General features: G+C 64.3%; 15 protein-coding genes. 5 read left to right on the top strand and 10 right to left on the bottom strand.

What is annotated here, in order from left to right; translation table 11 throughout:
* The first annotated feature begins 86 nt into the window (after nucleotides 1-86).
* A complete protein-coding gene (locus J2Y68_RS20165) occupies nucleotides 87-605 on the top strand; it encodes a DinB family protein (protein ID WP_309996259.1) in 519 nt (172 codons plus the stop codon).
* On the opposite strand, the gene J2Y68_RS20170 is transcribed toward J2Y68_RS20165, so the two are convergent.
* The 4 genes from J2Y68_RS20170 to J2Y68_RS20185 are packed head-to-tail and all read right to left on the bottom strand — an operon-like array spanning nucleotide 602 to nucleotide 7,739.
* A complete protein-coding gene (locus J2Y68_RS20170) occupies nucleotides 602-1,612 on the bottom strand; it encodes a GNAT family N-acetyltransferase (protein ID WP_309996262.1) in 1,011 nt (336 codons plus the stop codon). The genes J2Y68_RS20165 and J2Y68_RS20170 overlap by 4 nt on opposite strands.
* Nucleotides 1,613-1,621: 9 nt before the next feature.
* Nucleotides 1,622-5,026 (bottom strand): thiol reductant ABC exporter subunit CydD, encoded by a 3,405-nt coding sequence (cydD, locus tag J2Y68_RS20175; protein WP_309996265.1) that lies wholly within the window; start codon nucleotides 5,024-5,026, stop codon nucleotides 1,622-1,624.
* A gap of 6 nt (nucleotides 5,027-5,032) precedes the next feature.
* Nucleotides 5,033-6,130, bottom strand: coding sequence for a cytochrome d ubiquinol oxidase subunit II (cydB, locus tag J2Y68_RS20180; protein ID WP_309996268.1), 1,098 nt, complete (start codon nucleotides 6,128-6,130; stop codon nucleotides 5,033-5,035).
* A 19-nt stretch (nucleotides 6,131-6,149) separates the two neighbouring features.
* Entirely contained in the window at nucleotides 6,150-7,739 is a 1,590-nt protein-coding gene (locus J2Y68_RS20185; RefSeq protein WP_309996271.1) for a cytochrome ubiquinol oxidase subunit I, read from the bottom strand.
* A 281-nt stretch (nucleotides 7,740-8,020) separates the two neighbouring features.
* Here J2Y68_RS20185 and J2Y68_RS20190 point away from each other — a divergent pair, with 281 nt between their 5' ends.
* Together J2Y68_RS20190 and J2Y68_RS20195 are read left to right on the top strand one after the other, a co-directional pair.
* Nucleotides 8,021-8,407, top strand: coding sequence for a BlaI/MecI/CopY family transcriptional regulator (locus J2Y68_RS20190; RefSeq protein ID WP_211714067.1), 387 nt, complete (start codon nucleotides 8,021-8,023; stop codon nucleotides 8,405-8,407).
* A 5-nt stretch (nucleotides 8,408-8,412) separates the two neighbouring features.
* Nucleotides 8,413-9,399, top strand: coding sequence for a M56 family metallopeptidase (locus J2Y68_RS20195; RefSeq protein WP_309996275.1), 987 nt, complete (start codon nucleotides 8,413-8,415; stop codon nucleotides 9,397-9,399).
* 26 nt (nucleotides 9,400-9,425) lie between these two features.
* Here the strand turns inward: J2Y68_RS20195 and J2Y68_RS20200 are convergent, their stop codons facing one another.
* Nucleotides 9,426-9,962 (bottom strand): Chromate resistance protein ChrB, encoded by a 537-nt coding sequence (locus J2Y68_RS20200; protein ID WP_309996278.1) that lies wholly within the window; start codon nucleotides 9,960-9,962, stop codon nucleotides 9,426-9,428.
* A gap of 33 nt (nucleotides 9,963-9,995) precedes the next feature.
* Between J2Y68_RS20200 and J2Y68_RS20205 the strand changes: the two genes are divergently transcribed.
* On the top strand, nucleotides 9,996-11,252 hold the full coding sequence (locus J2Y68_RS20205) for an MFS transporter (RefSeq protein WP_309996281.1): 1,257 nt from the start codon (nucleotides 9,996-9,998) through the stop codon (nucleotides 11,250-11,252).
* On the opposite strand, the gene J2Y68_RS20210 is transcribed toward J2Y68_RS20205, so the two are convergent.
* Nucleotides 11,249-13,357: a DNA gyrase/topoisomerase IV subunit B gene (locus tag J2Y68_RS20210; protein WP_309996284.1), complete on the bottom strand. Its 2,109-nt coding sequence runs from the start codon at nucleotides 13,355-13,357 to the stop codon at nucleotides 11,249-11,251. The two genes, J2Y68_RS20205 and J2Y68_RS20210, sit on opposite strands and share 4 nt — an antisense overlap.
* Nucleotides 13,358-13,612: 255 nt before the next feature.
* Between J2Y68_RS20210 and J2Y68_RS20215 the strand changes: the two genes are divergently transcribed.
* Nucleotides 13,613-13,834, top strand: coding sequence for a DUF7455 domain-containing protein (locus J2Y68_RS20215; RefSeq protein ID WP_018778705.1), 222 nt, complete (start codon nucleotides 13,613-13,615; stop codon nucleotides 13,832-13,834).
* A gap of 205 nt (nucleotides 13,835-14,039) precedes the next feature.
* On the opposite strand, the gene J2Y68_RS20220 is transcribed toward J2Y68_RS20215, so the two are convergent.
* The 4 genes from J2Y68_RS20220 to J2Y68_RS20235 all read right to left on the bottom strand — a co-directional run bounded on the left by J2Y68_RS20220 (nucleotide 14,040) and on the right by J2Y68_RS20235 (nucleotide 19,313).
* Nucleotides 14,040-15,353, bottom strand: a complete 1,314-nt coding sequence (locus tag J2Y68_RS20220; protein WP_309996287.1) for an RNA polymerase sigma factor — start codon at nucleotides 15,351-15,353, stop codon at nucleotides 14,040-14,042.
* 244 nt (nucleotides 15,354-15,597) lie between these two features.
* On the bottom strand, nucleotides 15,598-16,893 hold the full coding sequence (locus J2Y68_RS20225) for a DUF4192 domain-containing protein (RefSeq protein ID WP_309996290.1): 1,296 nt from the start codon (nucleotides 16,891-16,893) through the stop codon (nucleotides 15,598-15,600).
* A gap of 78 nt (nucleotides 16,894-16,971) precedes the next feature.
* A complete protein-coding gene (locus J2Y68_RS20230; RefSeq protein ID WP_309996293.1) occupies nucleotides 16,972-18,339 on the bottom strand; it encodes an MFS transporter in 1,368 nt (455 codons plus the stop codon).
* A 35-nt stretch (nucleotides 18,340-18,374) separates the two neighbouring features.
* Complete coding sequence (locus tag J2Y68_RS20235) at nucleotides 18,375-19,313, bottom strand: proteasome assembly chaperone family protein (RefSeq protein WP_309996296.1); 939 nt, start codon at nucleotides 19,311-19,313, stop codon at nucleotides 18,375-18,377.
* Nucleotides 19,314-19,497 lie beyond the last annotated feature (184 nt).

A 19,497-nucleotide genomic window follows, 5' to 3' on the forward strand; every position in this document is an offset into this window, starting at 1 on the left:
CTCGCCGTGATGGGAAGTAATTGGGAACAGGCACCGTTTTTCGGCGTTGGCGGGGAGGCCGGGGCAGTTCGGCTTAGACTGGCGACATGCCGATCATCCCTGATGAAAAAGACTGGACCTGGGTGCTCTCAGAGCCCTGCCCCGAGTGCGGTTTCGACTCCGCCACGGTGACCCCATCGACCGTGCCGGGCACTGTCCTGAACATGCTGCCGCGGTGGCGGGCCGTCCTGCGCCGCGAGGATGTTGCGGTACGGCCCAACGACCACACATGGTCCACCTTGGAGTATGCGTGCCATGTGCGCGACGTCTTTAGCCTGTTCGACCAGCGGTTGAACCTGATGCTGGCCGAAGAGGATGCCCAGTTCGCCAACTGGGACCAGGACCAGGCAGCCATCGACGGCGAGTACGGCTCCGCGGACCCCCGGACGGTGGCCGACGAACTGCAAGCCGAGGGCGCCACCATCGCCGAGTCCTTTGCCCGGGTCCGGGAGGAAGACTGGGAGCGGACAGGAACGCGCAGCAACGGCTCAGCCTTCACCGTGCTGACGTTCTCGCAGTACTTCCTTCATGACGTCGTCCACCACCTGCACGACGTGGACGGCTAGAGCATTTTCTCCCACGTCATGCTGCGGTTAACCGGCTGGTAGCCCATGCCAAGATAGAGCTCCAAGGCGCCGGTGGGGTTGGCCGAGTCCACGTCAAGGGAGGCGACGTCCATCCCGGCCTGCGAGTATCGGCTCATGGCGTCTGCCAGGAGGGCCTGGGCGATTCCCCTGCCCCGATAGGCACGTCGGACGCCCAGGAGCTCGGTGTAGCCCTCCTTGAAACCGCGGTCACGTGCCGCGTCCGGGTCGTGGCTGGCCAGTTGGTAACCCACAACGTCACCCGTGGCCTGGTCGAGCACCACGGTGCTGAGATCATGCCGCGCTGTGGGCTCCCCGATAGTGAACCGCCACGACTCCTCGTCCCTGGGTTCGCTTCCCCAATGGTCCCGGAAGGCATCGTTGTGGGCCTGCCGTACTGGTTCGAACAGGGATGGTTCCAGTGTCCGCAGTTCAAGTCCCCCACCGAGGGGAGCGTGGGGCAGTTCCGTGGATAGCGGCCGGTGCATCTCGTTGAACCAGCGCACTGCTCCGTAGCCGTGTCCCATCAGGAGCGCGGCCTGGTGCTCGTGCTGCTCTTCGGTTTGGATGCGCAACCGGGGCGGGGCCGTTGTGTGCCCCGCTGCCTGATCGTCGTCGAAGCGCCTCCGCACTTGCTCTTCCTGCCACACCAGCACGGCAGAGCCAATACCGCGCTGCTGCCACTCCGGGTCAACGCATGCCATCCCTGTGGCTTTGTCGCCGTCCGGGTTCTTGGTGATGCGCCCATAGGCCCGTGCCACCCCGTCGGCGTCGAAGCCCAGCAGCGTGCTGGCTTGCGGCGGATTCTTGCTGGACTCGAGGACATGGACCAGGTCGCCGCGCTTTTCATACCAGGCGGGACGTTCGACGGCGGCCGTCCTGGCGATCAGTCCGGCCCAGTTGTCCAGGTCCCCCATGGACGCCGGCCGCCACTGGAGGCCCGTCACGACGACGTCGGGCATGGCTTGGCTTGCTGCTTCGAAAGGCATGCCAACAGGCTACTGAGGAGTAGCCCTTCCCACCAGCTCCGCCGCGCCCACGCCGGGCGCCGCGCCAGTGGGCGCAGCAGTTCCCGCCGCACCCAGTTCCAGGCGCGCGTCCGCCGGATCGATATCCTCGGGATTGTGGGTGACAAGGACCACTGTGACGTCCTTGAGTCCCTTGCGGAGGATGGCCATCATTTCCCGGGCCGAGCCGGCATCCAGGTGGGCGGTGGGCTCGTCCAGGAGCAAAACGGAGGCACCGGTGAGAAGAGTCCTGGCCATCGCGAGCCGCTGCCGTTCCCCGCCGCTGAGGAAGGACCCGCCAGGTCCAATCCGGGCGTCCAGCCCGCCCGGCAATGACTCAACCAGAACATCCAATCCAACGTCCGCCAGCGCCTTGTGCATGTCCGCCTCAGTGGGTTTGGCTGACGCGGGCCGGCTCAGCAGGAGGTTCCCACGGATGGTGGAGTCGAAGAGGTGCGCCTCCTGCGGGCACCACGCTGCCGTGCCCGTCAGTTTCGCCGTTCCCTGCATCAATGGGAGGAAGCCCAGCAGCACCGACAGGAGCGTGGATTTTCCTGCGCCGGAAGGTCCTGTAACGGACAGCCAGCGACCGGGTACCGCTTCCGCAGTGAGGCCTGCGAACACGTTCGGACCTCCAGGCCATGCCGCGGCAGCTCCCCTCAACTCCAGTCCCGCTTTGCCAGCGCAGTCAGGAAGCGGCCGGAGGCCGCCGTCGGGGTCTTCCGAAGCGTTCGCGGCGTCCAAGGCTCCGGAAGCAGCCACCCGACCCAGGACGGCTGCGAGCGCGGGGGCTTGGCGCACCGCGGACACGATGCCCCCGAAGGGTTCCACCAGCGCCAGCAGCATCAGGACGATCACGGCTACGAGTTCGGGTGCTGCGGAGCCGTTGGCTACCGAGGGAGCACTGAGGACACCCGCCCACAGGGCTGCCAGCGAGCACGCCAGGACGATCACGGCTTGCCCGAGCCCTTCGGCCCATGCCGAGCGCTGGGCGGAGACGGTGGCCGCGCGGTCCTTGCTGCGGAGGTCCTGGAGCACGGGCTCCCCCACTCCGTTGGCAGCCAGGTCAGCCCGTGCGTCCAGCGCCGCAGCGACACCCTTCAGCACCACGGAGCGCACCTGCTGTTCTGATTTTGCGGCGTTCCTGTCGGCCAGGACGGCAAGCAGCGGAGCAATAGCCAAGCCGATGACCGAGGCAAGCACCACGGCGGGCACTGCTGCGGGCATGACGAGGGTGGTGGCGATGATGGCAGCTCCGCTGACTCCTGCGGCGGTGGCCGGAGGCAGTGCAACGCGAGGCAGGAGGTCGCGGAGGGTGTCGACGTCGTCCACGATGGACCCCAACACGTTGCCGCCTTGGAGGAGCCGACGAAGGGAGAGTGCCCTCCGGCTCAGTGTTGCCCAGAGTGCGCCCCGGAGGCGGGTCATGGCGGCGAACACGGCATCGTGGGTCAGCAGGCGCTCGCAGTACCGCAGGACTGCCCTTCCAATACCGAAAAACCTGACACCCACTATCGCGCCGAGCAGGTAGAGGATGGGCGGCTGCTCGCTGGCCCTGATAATCAGCCATCCGGACAGCCCGGACAGTGCTACGGCGAACAAGGCGGCCAAGACTGCGACGACCCCAGCGGCGGCGAACTTCCAGCGGACGGGTTTCAGGACGCCGAGCAGGCGTTGAAGGCTTCCGGACCGGTGGGCGGCCGGCACGAGGCCGTCCTGGCCTGCGGAGTTATTCGCAGGGGTGGCTTCCGTGTGGCGCCCGGCGGGCCGCACGGCGTCCTCCCGGATCGGTGGTGCCGGGTACGGGTGCTTGCGCCCCAAGGGCACAAGGTGGTCGGCGAGCGCCCGTGTGGCGGCGTCGTGGGCCACCAGGATCACCGTGACTGAGCCGCGGAGTGATTCCATGGCATTCCGCACCACGCTGGCGGAGTAGTGGTCCAGGTGGGCGGTGGGCTCGTCGAGCAGCAACAGGCTGGCCCCGGCTTCCACGCGCGCCAGCCCGCGGGCCAGTGCCACACGGCGAAGTTCGCCTGGGCTCAGCTCAGCGGGGTGCTTGGCTGCCAGGTGGTCTGCTGAGGTCTTTTTCAGGACACGTGCGGCAGCTTCGGCGGTGTTGCCGTCGTATCCGTCCAGGTAGAGCTCAATTTCCTGCTGGACCGTTTCAGCTGCCATGACAGGATGCTGTGGCACCCATGCCACAGTCCCTTGTCCTGCGCCCCTGACATGCCCGGTGACCGCTGTACCCGTTCCCGGCCCGATGAGCCCGGCCAGGACAGCAAGGACGGTGCTCTTTCCGGTCCCGCTGTCCCCGTCCAGGGCGGTGATGTTGCCCTGTTTCGCGGTAAAGCTGAGGGGCCCGACGGCGGCCGCGGACCTGCCGTTGTACGTCACCGAAAGATCAGTCACCACGGTGTCGGCCTGCCCTGGCGTCCCGGGGCTTGATTGCAGTTGCTGGTGCGTGGGTGCTCCCAGCACCGCCTTGGTGGTTTCGAGGGCGGCGCGGCCGTCGTCGCTGGCGTGGTGGGCGGTACCCAGTTCCCGGAGAGGCAGGTAGCAGTCAGGGGCAAGGATCAATGCCAACAGCCCTGCTTCCAGCGCCATGTCCCCAGCGACGAGCCTGACACCGATGAACACCGCAACAACAGCTACGGAGATCGTGGCTATGAGCTCCAAGGCAAGCGCCGAAAGGAATGCGGTTCGGAGGGTGCCCATGGTTCGACTGCGGTATTGCTCGGAAATATCCTCCAGGGCTGCGCGTTGCTCGCTGGCTCGGCCCAGGCCCACCAGGACCGGCAGGCCCTTGGCGAGCTCAAGAATGTGCCCGGAGAGCTTCCGCAGGGTGGTCTGCGCGTCGCGGACACTGTCCTCGGTGTGCCGGCCGATCAGGACCATGAACAACGGAACCAAGGGAACGGTCAGGACGATCACCACTGCGCTGACCCAGTCGGCGAACAGGATACGGGCACCGATCAGCAACGGCACCGTTGCACAGTTCACCAAGGCGGGCAAGTATTGCGTGTAGTAGTCATCCAGCGCGTCCAAGCCGCGCGTCGTGAGGATCGCCAGGCCGCCGTCGTTCATACCCCCTACCGGTGAAGCAGCACCGTCAGCAAGTGACCGCCGCAGCAGCCCGGCGCGCAACTCCTCCTTGACGCCCAGGGCGGCCCGGCGGGAGGCAATCCCCTGGCCCCACACAGTCAGCGACCGCAGGACAGCTCCCACAGCACCCCAGACCAGTCCGCTGTTCCAATCCCCCGACCCGGCGGCCAGCCCTGCCAGCATCACCGCCACCGCCTGCGCCATCAGCACCAGGGACAATGCCTTGAGGGCGGACAGCAGGCCGATCGTATAGAGGGCGGAGCGGGTAGCCGGGCCGGAAGGGAACACGGGTTTCATCGGCGTTCAGGCTCCTGGGCGCGTTGGCTTGTCAGACTGGTTACCGGCTGCTCCCGGTTCCCTAGAAACCAGGACCTTCGCGGCGATCGCCGGCAGGAACCCATGCGCTTCGGGGATGTGCGCTGCACTGACCCGCCGCCGGAATACCCAGTACGTCCAGGATTGGTAGGCAATCACCAGCGGCAGCCCGACGGCGGCAACAATGCTCATCAGGCCCAGTGTGTAGTCCGAGGACGAAGCGTTGGAGATGGTCAGGTTGAAGGCCGGATCGATCGTGGAAGGAATGACCACCGGGAACGCCGCACCAAAGATCGAAGCTGTGGCGCAGACAATGAAAGCGCCGAGGGCACTAAATGCGCGGCCTTCAGATCCGGCCCGCGCCAGCTGCCAAGCCAGGACTACGGCAACCACCGCAGCTGCCACCAGGGCCCAGGTCCACGGCTTCCCGCTCAGGAACTGCACCGCCAGCATCCAGCCGAACATCGGCAGCACCGCCACCGGGACCAGCCGCACAAACCAGCGGCGCGCCCGGTGCCGCACATCGCCGTCGGTCTTCAGCGCCAGGAAGGCCAGGGCGTGAACCAGGGCGAACGCCACAACACCGAACCCGCCGAGGAGCGCATACCCGCTGAACCAGGACATGGGGCCACCCACGCGGTCCCCGTTGTCGTTCAACGGCAGGCCCGTTGTTGTCAGCGCCAAGGCGGCGCCGATACCAAAGGCGGCAACGAAGGAGCCGACGGCGATGGCCCAGTCCCAGCGGTTGCGCCAACGGACGGAGTCAACCTTGCCCCGGTACTCGAAGGCGACCGCACGGAAGATCAGAGCCGCGAGGACGCACAGCAACGGCAGGTACAACGCCGAGAACAAGGATGCGTACCAGAGGGGGAATGCAGCGAAGGTTGCACCGGCCGCAGTGAGCAGCCACACCTCATTGCCGTCCCACACCGGACCAATCGTGTTCAACAGAACGCGGCGGTCGATGTTGTTGCGTGCGAACAGCTTCATGAGCATGCCGACGCCGAGGTCGAAGCCCTCCAGGAAGAGGTAGCCGGTCCACAGAACGGCGATAGCCACGAACCAGATAGTTGGCAACAGTTCCATTGTCAGTTTCCCTTGGCTTCTAGTAGGCGAATGCCAGGACGTCGTCGCCGGACTTGTCCGGGCCGTCGTCGTTCTTGTCGTGCTTGTCTGTCTCCTTGGCGTGGGCAAGTTCAGGCATCGCCGACGCCACTCCGCCGCGGATGTACTTGACCAGCAGTTTCACTTCAACCACCAGAAGCACGGCGTAGATGGCGGTAAGGACCACCAGCGAGGTCATGAGTTCACCCGCGCTGACCCCGGGTGAGACAGCTGCCGCGGTAAACATGAAGACCTGGTCAATACCGTTCATGTCAGGATTCGGGGCAACCACGAAGGGTTGGCGTCCCATCTCGGTGAAGATCCACCCGGCCGCGTTGGCCCCGAAGGGAGCAAGGATCCCGAAGACCGCCAGGCGCATGAGCCACTTGGATTGGGGCACCACGCCCTTGCGGGTGACCCACAGGGCCAGCAGGGCGGCGAGTGCTGCGATACCACCGAAGCCGATCATCATGCGGAAGCCCCAGTACGTCACTTCCATCACGGGAACATACTGGATCTCCTGGCCCGCGCGCTCGCCGTAGAGCGGGTTGTCCGGCAGGTGGGTCCCGTACTTTTCCTTGTATTCGCCGAGCAGGCTGTTGACGCCCTTGACCTCGGTGGTGAAGTCACCCTTGGCCAGGAAGGACAGGATGCCCGGGACTTCGATGACCGCCACAATGTCGTCACAGTTGGAGGCGCCGAGGTTGCCCACGCTCAATACCGAGAAGCCAGTGCCATCGTGGCAGGCCGCTTCGGCAGCAGCCATCTTCATGGGCTGTTGTTCAAACATCAGCTTGCCCTGGAGGTCGCCGGTGATGGCAGTTCCCGCGAAGGAAATCATGGCAACCACGGCGCCGACCCTCAGCGATGTCATCCACACGGTGTAGTCGGCCTTGTCGCGGCCTGGAATCGCAGCCTCGCCTGGGATCAGCTTGCCGTCTGCACCCACCACGTCTATGCCGTCGTGGCGCCTGCGCCACAGGTGGTACCAGGCAATTCCCAGCAGGAAGGCGCCAGCAACGGCCAGCGCGCCGAACAGGGTGTGCGGTACTGCAACCAAGGCTGTGTTGTTGGTGAAGACTGCCCATGCGTCTGTCATGACGGGACGCCCATCCACCATCTCAACACCAACGGGGTGCTGCATCCAGGAGTTGGCCACGATGATGAAGTAGGCGGAAAAGACCGAGCCGATCACGGCGATCCACAGGCAGGCCAGATGCACGCCGCGCTTGAGCTGCTTCCAGCCGAAAATCCATAGTCCGAGGAACGTGGACTCCACGAAGAAGGCAAGCAGCGCCTCAAGGGCCAGCGGAGCGCCGAAGACGTCGCCCACGAACCGGCTGTACTCACTCCAGGCCATCCCGAACTGGAATTCCTGCACGATTCCGGTTGCTACGCCCATGATGAAGTTGATGAGGAACAGCTTTCCCCAGAACTTGGTCATGCGCAGGTACTCGGGCTTGCCCGTGCGGTACCAGAGGGTCTGGATGATGGCCACCACCAGGCCGAGGCCAATGGTGAGGGGCACCATCATGAAGTGGTAGACGGTAGTGATGCCGAATTGCCAGCGTGCGATTTCCAAAGCGTCCATGGCTGTCCTTTGTGCGGTGGACCGAAGTGCAGTGACGGTATTTCTACGTTCCGTAGAAAACGTGTCTTCTACACAGTGTAGAACAAATGGTGGCAGACCAAACCCATTCTTCAAGTGGCGTTACGCACGCGCAAGGCCCTCTTCCGGCCCGCGGCGCGCCGATAGTTCTACCTGACGTAGAATGGAGAGTTGAAAAGCGGTAAATTAGTGAATGAATGTTGGATCGTCGCACCGGGCAGCAGAAGTGCTGTTGTTGGGATGCGGAAGGTAGGGACGTATTGATGGCAAGTCTTGGGGAACTGGAACGGGCAGTCATGGATCTGCTCTGGGCAGGCCAGGAGGCTGCAACTGCCAACACGCTGCGCGATCTGCTCGCGCAGGATTCCGAGGCCGGCGACGGCTCGGCGGGGCACCAGGGCAAGGATCTGGCCGTAACAACGGTCCTTACCGTGCTCTCCCGCCTGGAAAAGAAGGGCCTCGTGGAGCGTGAGCGCGGCACCCGCCCGCACCGTTACCAGGCCGTCTCCAGCCGCGCAGACCACACGGCCGAGTTGATGCATGAGGTCCTCGGCTCCGCTCCCGACCGGGAAGCCGTCCTGGCCCGATTCATTGGCTCCGTCACCGAAAGCGAAGCCGCAACACTGCGCAAACTGCTCGGCTACAATTAGCCACTATGTTCTGGACCTCATACCTGCTTGCGGTCCTGGCATTGATCCTGGCTTGGCCTGTGCCCGTTCTGTTGTCGCGCGCACAGTGGCCGGCCCGCTCCCCCTTCACCGCCATGGTGCTGTGGCAGGCGATCGCCCTGGCCGGTGGTCTTTCCATGATCGGCGCCATGCTTGTGTACGGCCTGGAACCCGTGGGCGACAATCTCCTCGCCGGCCTCCGGAGCCTCGCAGGAATGGTCTTCCACAACGAACCCACCACGGCGCTGGGATTCTGGCACCTCTTCGCCCTGTCGGCAGCTGCCCTCCTGACCGCGCACCTGGTCTTCACCCTCCTGCTGACCTACTACAAGATTGAACGCCAGCGGCGCCGGCACCGCGAACTACTGGCCCTGCTGGCATCACCCTCCGACGACGGACCGGGAACCGTGGTAATCAACCATGACTCGCCAGTGGCGTACTGCCTGCCCGGCGGCGCCCGCTCAGTGACCGTGCTCTCCGATGGCCTCATGGCAGCCCTTGAACCCGCCGAACTCAGGGCCGTCCTCATTCACGAGAATGCACACCTTTCCCAACGCCACGACCTTCTGCTGTGGGCCTTCGCCGCCTGGCGGCAGGCCTTACCGTGGTTTCCCACCACCCGGCTCGCCCAGACCGCCGTGAACTCCCTGATCGAGATGCTGGCCGACGACGTCGCCCTCCGAACGGAAAGCAAAGGGACACTCATCAAGGCCATCGCCATCGTCGCCAGCGGATCATCCCAGCCGACCATCGGAACCCACGCCTTCAACACCGGAGGCGCCGTGGTCGAGGGCAGTTCAGTCAGCGCTACCGGCGGAGCCGATTCACCGCGTACGACGGCGTCCCGCGTCAGCCGCCTCCTCTCACCGCAGCCTCCGCTCACCAGGGGCCTGCGGATCCTGGTCCTCGCGGCCTCGATCCTCCTGCTGGCCGTACCGACAGCACTGCTGATTGTGCCCGGACTGCTGGGGTAAGTGCCGGGGTTGCCGGCGCGAGGCAGCTACTGCGGCAGTGTGACCTCGTAGACCATTGAGGCATAGTGCTCCAGCGCCGTCACGCACCGCGCAAGATGGTCGGCGGCTTTCCCTGCTTGAGGGAGACGCAGGACATCGCGGGACTTCAACTCACGGAACCAGCGCCGCAGGCGCTCCAGGCTCTGCTCTTCCTCTTCGAGTTCCGCGAACGTGAACTTTTCCCGGGATATTTCCTTGGCGATCTCCTGCTCGAACTTGCCGCAATCCGCCATGAACTCGGACCACTCCTCCAGCCGGGCCGCTTCGTAGGCACTCCGGAAGGTGTCCGCGCCCTGGTTTCGCGGTGCGGCGTCCACCAATGTCCAGGAGCCCCCGCCCTTGGCGACAAGCTCCTCGGCCCTGGCCAATCCGTCATCGAAGGCCGGATGGACAGGCAAGACCCACGTTCCCGGGGACAACGGAACGGCGCCAATCCTGCGGAGTTCACGCCAAACAGCTACCCGATGCCGGGACGGCTGCGACGGAACCTGGACGAGGATCAGCAGCCAACGTTCATCAATCACAATTCAAAATGTAGCAGCTGTTACATTGGAGCCGTGAATGTCTCAGAAACGGCCGGCTCCGCGCACCCCGCCGCAGTCCAACGCTGGCCCCTGTACGCCGCAGGATTTACCACTGCCTTCGGCGCCCATGCCGTCGCCGCCGGGCTGGGGGCGGAAAGTGCGGGCATTGGGCTCAGCCTTCTGGGGCTCGGCATCCTGCTGGCCCTGTACGACATCGCCGAGGTGTTCCTCAAACCCGTCTTTGGCGCCCTGAGCGACCGCATCGGCCCCAAGCCAGTCATCGTGGGCGGCCTGGTCGCCTTCTCCGCCGCCTCGCTGATCGGCCTCTGGGCAGATCAACCGGCCATGCTTGCCGCAGCCCGCCTGGGCCAAGGGATGGCAGCGTCGGCATTCTCCCCCGCGTCGTCCGCAGGCGTTGCCCGGCTGGCCGGCGGAAAGACCGGCCACTACTTCGGACGGTACGGCTCGTGGAAGGGACTCGGATACGCAATCGGACCCCTGCTGGGAGCCTTGGCCATCATGGCCGGCGGCTTCGCTTTGCTGTTCCTTATCCTCTCAGCCCTCGGCCTGGTGGTGGCAGCGTGGGCTGCCTACGCCGTTCCGTCCTTGGCGCCGCTTCCCCGGCCGCGGTACACCATCGTCGATGTGTGGCGCCAAAGCACGGAGCGCTCTTTCCTGGGGCCAACGCTGGTCCTCGCCGCTGCAACGGGAGCCTTGGGCACCGCCGTCGGATTCCTCCCGGCGCTGGCGGCCCGCGAAGGCCTCGGTACGGCCGGCAGTGTTGCCGTGGTGACGGTGCTTGCCGTTGCGTCGTCCCTGATACAGCCACGGATCGGCGGCCTGCGCGACCGCGGCTTGCTTGCCGATAAGCCCGGCATGGTGGCTGGTTTGGTGGCCATCGCCCTCGGCACGCTCATGGCGGGGCTCCTGCCTGGTGCCGGGTGGACGTACTGCGCTGCCATGCTCATCGGGCTCGGAATTGGCATAGCTACGCCCCTGGCCTTCGCCCATCTCGCCGACTCGACGCCTCCCGAACGCCTGGGCCGGACCTTGGGGTCGGCAGAACTCGGACGTGAGCTCGGCGACGCGGGAGGCCCCTTGCTGGTGGGTGGGGTTGCGGTCGCCGCAGGCCTGCCATGGGGACTCGGCGCGTTGGCCCTGGCAGTGGGTGCAGCCGCGTTTGCAGCCCCGGTAACCCCGTCCGCCAGCCCGGCCAAGAACGACGGCGCATCTAAGAACGGCGGCCCGGCCAAGAACGGCGGCGCATCGGCTCCGCCAGCCAGCCGCTAAGCGTCGATGCGCTCCCTGTCCAGAGTCGCGGCGCCGGCAATAATGAACTCCTTGCGCGGCGCCACGTCCGAGCCCATCAGGAGGTCGAACACTTCTTCTGCCCGCTGGGCACTGTCGATGCCTACCTTCCGGAGGGTCCGGTGGCGCGGGTCCATGGTAGTTTCGGCCAGTTGCTGCGCGTCCATTTCACCCAGGCCCTTGTAACGCTGGATGGGCTCCTTGTAGCGCTTCCCCTCCTTGGCCAGGTTGTTGAGGAGGACATGAAGTTCGGCCTCGGAGTAGGTGTAGATCATCTCGTTGGCCTTCTGGCCCGGGTTGATGACTTCAACCCGGTGCAAAGGCGGTACCGCGGCAAAAACGCGGCCGGCCTCAACCATGGGACGCATGTAGCGGAAGAACAGCGTCAGCAGGAGGGTACGGATGTGCGCGCCATCGACGTCGGCGTCAGTCATGAGGATGACCTTGCCGTATCTGGCTGCGTCAAGATCGAAACTGCGGCCCGAGCCGGCACCCACCACCTGGATCAGCGCCGCGCACTCAGCATTGGAGAGCATGTCCCCCACCGAGGCCTTCTGCACATTCAGGATTTTGCCTCGAATGGGGAGCAGCGCCTGGAAGTCAGAGGAGCGCGCGAGCTTGGCAGTACCCAGCGCGGAGTCACCCTCGACAATGAAGAGTTCTGACCGGGCAACGTCGTCGGTCCGGCAGTCAGCGAGCTTGGTAGGCATCGATGAGGTTTCCAGGGCGTTCTTGCGGCGCTGGGTTTCCTTATGGACGCGGGCCGAGATGCGCGACTTCATCTCGCTGACCATCTTCTCCAGCAGAAGGGCCGACTGGGCCTTGTCATTGCGGTTGGCGGAATTCAGCCGGGAGGTGATCTCCTTTTCAACGACCTTCGCCACGATGGCCCTGACCGCCGATGTGCCAAGGATCTCCTTGGTCTGCCCCTCGAACTGGGGCTCCGCCAGGCGTACCGTCAACACGGCGGTCAGCCCGGCGAGGATGTCGTCTTTCTCGATCTTGTCGTTGCCGGCTTTGAGCTTGCGGGCATTCGTCTCCACAGCTTTGCGGAAGGTCTTCAGCAGGGCAGCTTCAAACCCCGACTGGTGGGTTCCGCCTTTCGGCGTGGCGATGATATTGACGAAGCTGCGCATGGTGGTCTCGTACCCAATACCCCAACGCAGGGCAATATCGACCTCGCAGTCGCGCTCGACTTCGGCAATCTTGCTGTGCCCCTTCTCGTCAAGGACAGGCACGGTTTCCTTGAACTTCCCGGAACCATGGAGACGCCAAACGTCAGTCACTCCGGAATCGGCTGCAAGGAACTCAACAAACTCGGAGATGCCGCCGTCGTGGTGGAATACCTCTTCGTGGGCCCCGTTCTCGCCCGGCGTTCCGGCCAGCTTCCGCTCATCGCGGACCGTGATTTTCAGGCCTGGGACCAGGAAGGAGGTCTGGCGTGCGCGTGCTGCGAGGTCGTCGTAGGAGAACTTTGCGTCCGGCGTGAAAATCTGGCGGTCCGCCCAGTAGCGGACCCGGGTTCCCGTCACACCGCGCTTGGCCTTGCCCACGACGTCCAGCACCGAGTTCTCCACGAAGGGCTCGAAAGGCGAGTCGGGTCCGGGCTTGGAGCCTGAGTCCACGAACCGGCCAGGCTCGCCACGGCGGAACGACATCTGGTAGGTCTTGCTGTCCCGGTCCACCTGGACGTCCAGCCGGCTCGACAACGCATTGACTACTGACGCGCCCACACCATGCAGGCCACCGGATGCAGTGTAGGAACCGCCGCCGAACTTGCCACCCGCATGCAGTTTGGTAAAGACAACTTCGACGCCGGAGAGTCCGGTTTTCGGCTCGACATCCACGGGGATGCCACGGCCGTCATCGTGTATTTCCACCGAGTTATCGGCATGCAGGATCACTTTGATGTCGTGGCCGAAACCTGCCAGCGCCTCGTCCACCGCGTTGTCGATGATCTCCCACAGGCAGTGCATGAGGCCGCGGGAGTCGGTGGACCCGATATACATGCCCGGACGCTTTCGGACGGCTTCCAGGCCTTCGAGGACGGACAGGTGCCGGGCGTTGTATTCAGAACTCGGTGCCACTCGCGGTGTGCTCCTTCAGGGGTATATCTCAGGGTATTTCCCAGCCGTGCAATCGCTGGTATTTCAAGGCAAACACTGCCCATACTAGGCTAGCTCCGCCGACCGACAGCTTCGGGTTGCCACTCCCGTACCGGGCTTTCCGGAAAGTTACGTTACGCACATGTGATACGCGGACAGCGAAAGTGACCCATCCTTGCCATGGATCTGCGTCGAATGCTGGTTATATGGATGTACAGAACTACTAAGGAGGCCGACATGACAACAGCAGTTGCAGACCGCACGCTGAACGCAGCTGACCGGTGCGATCGTTGCGGAGCCCAGGCGTATGTCCGCGTTGTACTCGAGTCCTCCGGTGGTGAGCTGCTTTTCTGCGGCCACCACGCACGTGCAGTGGAAGCTACGCTTCGGCCCATGACTTCGGACTGGCACGATGAGACCGAGCGCCTCAACGAGAAGGCACCCGTCCCCGTCGACTAGGCAGGGCACACCGGCAGGATCCGGAAAACCATTTGAGCGTACAGGGCTCCTCCCAATCGGGAGGAGCCCTGTTGCGTTGTCGCCCGGGCGCACGCCTCCAGCGGGCGCACGCCTCCAGGGCGCATGCCTCCAGAGCGCATGCCGCGAACACGAAAGCGGCCCAGCCGGAATTCCGGCTGGGCCGCCCAAGGGAAGCTTGAAGTCTTTAGTCCAGGTAGTCCCGGAGGACCTGCGAGCGGGACGGGTGCCGCAGCTTGGACATGGTCTTCGATTCGATCTGGCGGATACGCTCGCGCGTCACTCCGTAGACCTTGCCGATTTCGTCTAAAGTCTTCGGCTGGCCGTCGGTCAGGCCGAAACGCATGGCTACCACACCGGCTTCGCGCTCGGACAGGGTGTCCAGGACGGAATGCAGTTGCTCCTGCAGGAGGGTGAAGCTGACAGCGTCCGCCGGAACAACAGCTTCCGAGTCCTCGATCAGGTCGCCGAACTCCGAGTCGCCATCCTCGCCCAGCGGGGTGTGCAGCGAGATGGGCTCACGGCCGTACTTCTGGACTTCGACGACCTTCTCGGGCGTCATGTCCAGCTCCAGGGCTAGTTCTTCCGGCGTTGGTTCGCGGCCGAGGTCCTGCAACATCTGCCGCTGGACACGGGCCAGCTTGTTGATGACCTCCACCATGTGCACCGGAATACGGATGGTGCGGGCCTGGTCGGCCATCGCGCGGGTGATGGCCTGGCGGATCCACCAGGTGGCGTACGTGGAGAACTTGAAGCCCTTGGTGTAGTCGAACTTCTCGACGGCACGGATGAGACCCAGGTTGCCTTCCTGGATCAGGTCGAGGAAGAGCATGCCACGGCCGGTGTAGCGCTTTGCCAGCGAAACGACGAGTCGCAGGTTGGCTTCAAGAAGGTGGTTCTTGGCGCGCTTGCCATCGTGGATCACGAACTCGAGTTCACGCTTGAGTTTCGGGTCCATGGAACCGTCGTCAGCGTTGATCTTTTCTTCGGCGAAGAGTCCGGCTTCAATGCGGAGGGCGAGATCGACTTCCTGCTCGGCATTCAGCAGTGCGACCTTACCGATCTGCTTCAGGTAGTCCTTGACGGGGTCGGCGGTGGCGCCGGCCGACATCACCTGCTGGACGGGAGCGTCGTCGTCATCGGCATCCGAGTAGACGAACCCGGAACCGGATGGAGCGGCCTTTTCCTTAGGGGTGGTGGCGCCATCCTCAGTGTCGTCGTCTCCGACTTCGACCTCTTCCGCCGCAGCGGGATCGAAGTCTTCGTCTTCGGCGTTGGCGTCCTCGGCGTCTGAGCCTGAGGACTGGTTCGCGGCTTCAGCGGCGGCCTTCGCGCCGGGCTTGGGTCCGCGCTTCTTGGGTGCAGGCTTGTCAGAGCCACCCTCTGAGGCTTTGTTGGCAGCACGTGTAGCAGCGCGCTTTGCCGATGTGGCCGCCTTCTTTTCCTCAGCGGACAGTTCGGCCAGGGCGGCGGGTTCCTTCTCGACGGAAGACGGGGTCACAGAAAACCTTTCTAGCGGCGGTCTGTGGAATCACCATACGGGCAACACCACTATGACCCTGTCAAGTCCGCGATCAATTTCAAATGTGATCGCCGCCTGCAGAGTCCTTATGTAGAACTCCCGACGACGCTGTTATGTTCCCGATATACGGGACACTTCAGGCATTCGAACGCGGACCCAACCGGGTCTCGGCATCCATTGTCTCACGGTTTTGGAAAACCTACGCCTGATAAATCGTCGAGCACTACGCGGAAAGGCCATGCTGCCCCCGCCAGGCGGAGCCGGGCCGTCGTGCCCACTCGCAAATGGCGCCGTGTGCAAGAACCTCACTGAGCAGTTCCGCCAATCGATAACCGGGACAGGCTGCCTCCGCGAGCTCCAGGCTGGCGTGGGCTATTGAGCCACTTCCCTTGCACCAAGAGATCCACCCTTGGATGGTCAGGGCCGCCGCGGCCACAGCACCTGACTCTCCGTCGACGCACAGAGTGGCCAGGACCTGTTGCAACGCATGGAGTTGGGGCCAGAGGGGCACCTCAGGCCGCATTCCCAGGAGGACATCGCCATAGGTATAGACGTCCACCGCGCTCCAGGAGCCGGTCGACGGCACTGCAGCGGGGGTGGCCGCAACGGCCGGCACGCCGACTTCGCAAGGATCGAAAACCGGGCCCTCCCCTCCATCACCATAGAACCCGCCATCGCCATCCAACCCGCCATCGCCATCGAAGAGCCCGTATGCCGCGGCTCCGGACTTTGCGGACTCGATTCCGGCGGCTGCCATGACAATGACAGCGTCCCGCCAGGCCGGGACCTTGAGCGTCATCCGCAGGAATCCGATGAGCCCGGCATCCTGGGCCGGCTGTAACGGATCGCCTCCCCCTTGGGTGCTGATGACGTGCTGCCAAACGGCCAGGACGGCATCCAAGCACTGCTCGTTGCGCCACAGGCTGAGCAGCCGATCACCGTAGCGTGCCTCCGCTTCAAGGATTTCCACATCAAGGCTGCCGTACCTGGCCAATGAAGATGTTCCTGGCCCGGCTCCCGGCGGCGGACCGACAGTACTCCCCTGGTACACCAGTTCTGCGCTCAGACTGCTGTCCCTAATGCGATCGACGGAGTGGCCCGGCACCGGGCAACAGCCAAGGTCAGTGCAGTACGCGCTGCGCCAGTACTGCTTTCCCACCAACCACGCATCGCGAACGGTTAGGTCCACTTCGTCAAGGCATTGCCGCAGTTCCTCGAGCAACGGAACCATCGTGCGGACCACGGCACCGTCCGCCCACCCGGCATCGGAGTAGAGGGCCACGACAACGCCATCTGCTTCCTCGTCAGAGATCAGGTAGCTGCGCACCCGCTCGGCAAAACCGGCTAATACCTGCGGCGAATGCCGGATGGGCAAATCGACGCGCAATGTGGCCCCGAGGATCTTCCCTTGCATGGTGATGGCGACGAGGCTGTCTTCAGGGCAGTAGCCCAACATGTGCGGAATGTAACCGAGAATGTCTTCAGGCCGGCGAATGCTCAGGGTCTTGTTCGTTGTCATGGCTCCAGCCTGCGCAAGCCAAGCCGGCGTCACCAGAGACCATTCGCCGTATGTGGAAAAGCCGTCGACGCGGGCCGGTCAGGCCCGGTCCGGCCCGTCGCCCGCCGCTCCGGCGCGCTGGCTGCGCCGTCGCTCTATCCGGTCCCGGCGCTGCTTGGCGAGCGTAGCAACCAACGGAGGCACGTGGATTCCCTGGGCTGCCATCTGTCGCCGGACCTTGCGCCGTGTCATCAGGATGAGGACCGTTCCAAGTCCAAGGAGCACAAACTGGACGCTGAGGGCTATGCGGAAGGAGGCCAGGCCGTACAGCTCGCCACCCGAGAAGCCACTGGCATTGAGGAGATCCAGGACCAGGCCGATGAGGTAGATCGCGACGAGCGCCGCTATGAAGCCCCCGACATTGACGATGCCTGTAGCAGTGCCGATCCGATGGGAGGGGTTGAAGGTACGGGCGAAGTCGAATCCAATCATCGATCCTGGGCCACCTATGGCCAGTACAACCACAAGGATCACCAGGAGCCATAGGGGCGCCCGTTCAGGAAGAGCCAGGACCGCCGCCCACGCCAGGGCTGTGGCGAGGGTGATCAGCAGGACCAGCGCAGACCGTCGCATGGGATGTTTCGCCACGAAGCGCCCAAAGCCGGGGCCGGCCACAATGGCTGTGCCCACGAAGAGCGCCATCAATGCCGAAACCGTCCCTGTGTCCAGTCCTTGGGCAGAAAGCAGGAACGGGTAGCCCCAGGTCATCGCAAAGAGGTTTCCACTGAATTGCACCGTGAAATGGCTCCACAGCCCGAGGCGGGTGCCCGGCTGCTTCCAGGCGCGCGAGAGCGAAATTCCAGTGGCCCTGAGCCCCTGCCCTTCGTCCCGCGGAGGGTGTCCGGGAGGCGCATCCCGCAACAAGGCTAGGACAAGCACGACTGCCAATACCGACATTGCTGCCAGCGTCAGGAAGGCCGGAGTCCAGCCGGCGGAATGCAGGAGCAGCGCAAACGGGACAACGCTGAAGAGTTGTCCAAGCTGGCCGCACATCCCCGTGAGCTGGGTAACCAGCGGCACCTTGGCCGGGGCGAACCACAAGGGGACCAAACGGATCACCGAGATGAAGGTCATGGCGTCGCCTGCCCCTACCAGCACGCGGCCCAGGACACCACCGGGAACACTCTCAGCGAAAGCCAGCTGCAACTGCCCCAAGCCCATGAGAACAGCACCACCGGCCACCATGGCCCGGGAACCGAACCTGTCCACCAGGACACCCACGGGAATTTGCAGGCCGGCATAAACCAGCAACTGCAGCACCGTGAAGAAGGAGATCGCAGCGGCGCTGGCATCAAAACGCTCGGTCGCCTCCAGGCCTGCCACGCCAAAGGACGTGCGCTGCGCCACGGCCACCAAGTAGGCGAAGACGCCGATCGTCCAGATGAGCCAGGCGCGGGGAGCATTCACCCCCCAATTATGCCTCCCGGGACTTCAAAGCTGATTTATTGCGGCAAGTCTTTACGGGCCAGGTATGCCTCAACTGCGGCGCCGATGTCCTCGGCGTTGGGCAGTTCGTCATTCTCGTCGGCCAGCAGCGAGCGGCGAACCAGGCCTTCGGATTTCTCGTCGTACCGGGTCTCCAAGTTGGCGACCACGGCCTGCACCTCTTCGGAGGCCTGGATCTGTTCGGCGATCTGGCGCCCCACTTCGCGTCCCGCTTCACGAAGCCGGTCGGTGGGCAGCATCAAGGATGTTGCGGCACCCAGGTACTCCAACCCTGCCACGGCGGCTGGCGGGTACTCGGCTTCGGCAAGGTAATGCGGGACGTGGATGACGTAGCCTGCCACGTTTCGCTCCGCTTCAGTGAGTCGAAGCTCAAGGATGTGGCCAATTGCGGCGGGCACGTCGACGGTGGGCTTCCAGCTGGAGATGCCATCGATCAGTTCTGGCCGGTTTCCGTGCACCGTGACGCCAACCGGCCGGGTGTGCGGTACCGGCATGGGGATGGAATGAATCCACGTCACCAGGTTCACGTCCAGCTTCTCAACGATTCCGACGACGGCCCGGGAGAATCGCTCCCACTGGAGGTCCGGTTCAAAACCGGCCAACAGGAGGAAGGGCTGGCCGAGGCCGTCGTTCAGCTTGTACAAGCCCAGCTTCGGGGCCTGGTAGTCCTCGAGGTGGTCTTCGACGAAGCTGATGTGCGGCCGCCGCGAACGGTAGTCGATGAGCTGGTCGGCGTCGAACATGGCAACGACCTGGACGTCGTCTCCGTCCAATAGCTCTGCGTTGATCTGCCGGACCACGTGACCGGCATCGGCGAAGCCCGTGAAGCCCATGACCATGTCCAGGCCCCGCAGTTCGGGGCTATGGAACGTCTCGATGTTGCTCGCATAGAGCGACTCGGGGTCCAGGAGGGAGCCGGATATCCGTTCAAACACGGCATGTTCCTTTCACGAAGACAATCTTCAGGACGAAGACAAATTTCAGGGTGGCCAGCTGTTGCCGGAGGACGGGGACGAGGAACTCCCTGCCCGGCTGTGCGGCACTCTTCTCTAGTGGTACAACGCACCACTATCACGGGACATTCCTGCCCCGGTTGTGCCGCAGCTCTCATTTAATTGC

Origin of the sequence: Paenarthrobacter nitroguajacolicus (assembly GCF_031455195.1) — a bacterium.
Classification (GTDB): Bacteria; Actinomycetota; Actinomycetes; order Actinomycetales; family Micrococcaceae; genus Arthrobacter; species Arthrobacter nitroguajacolicus_D.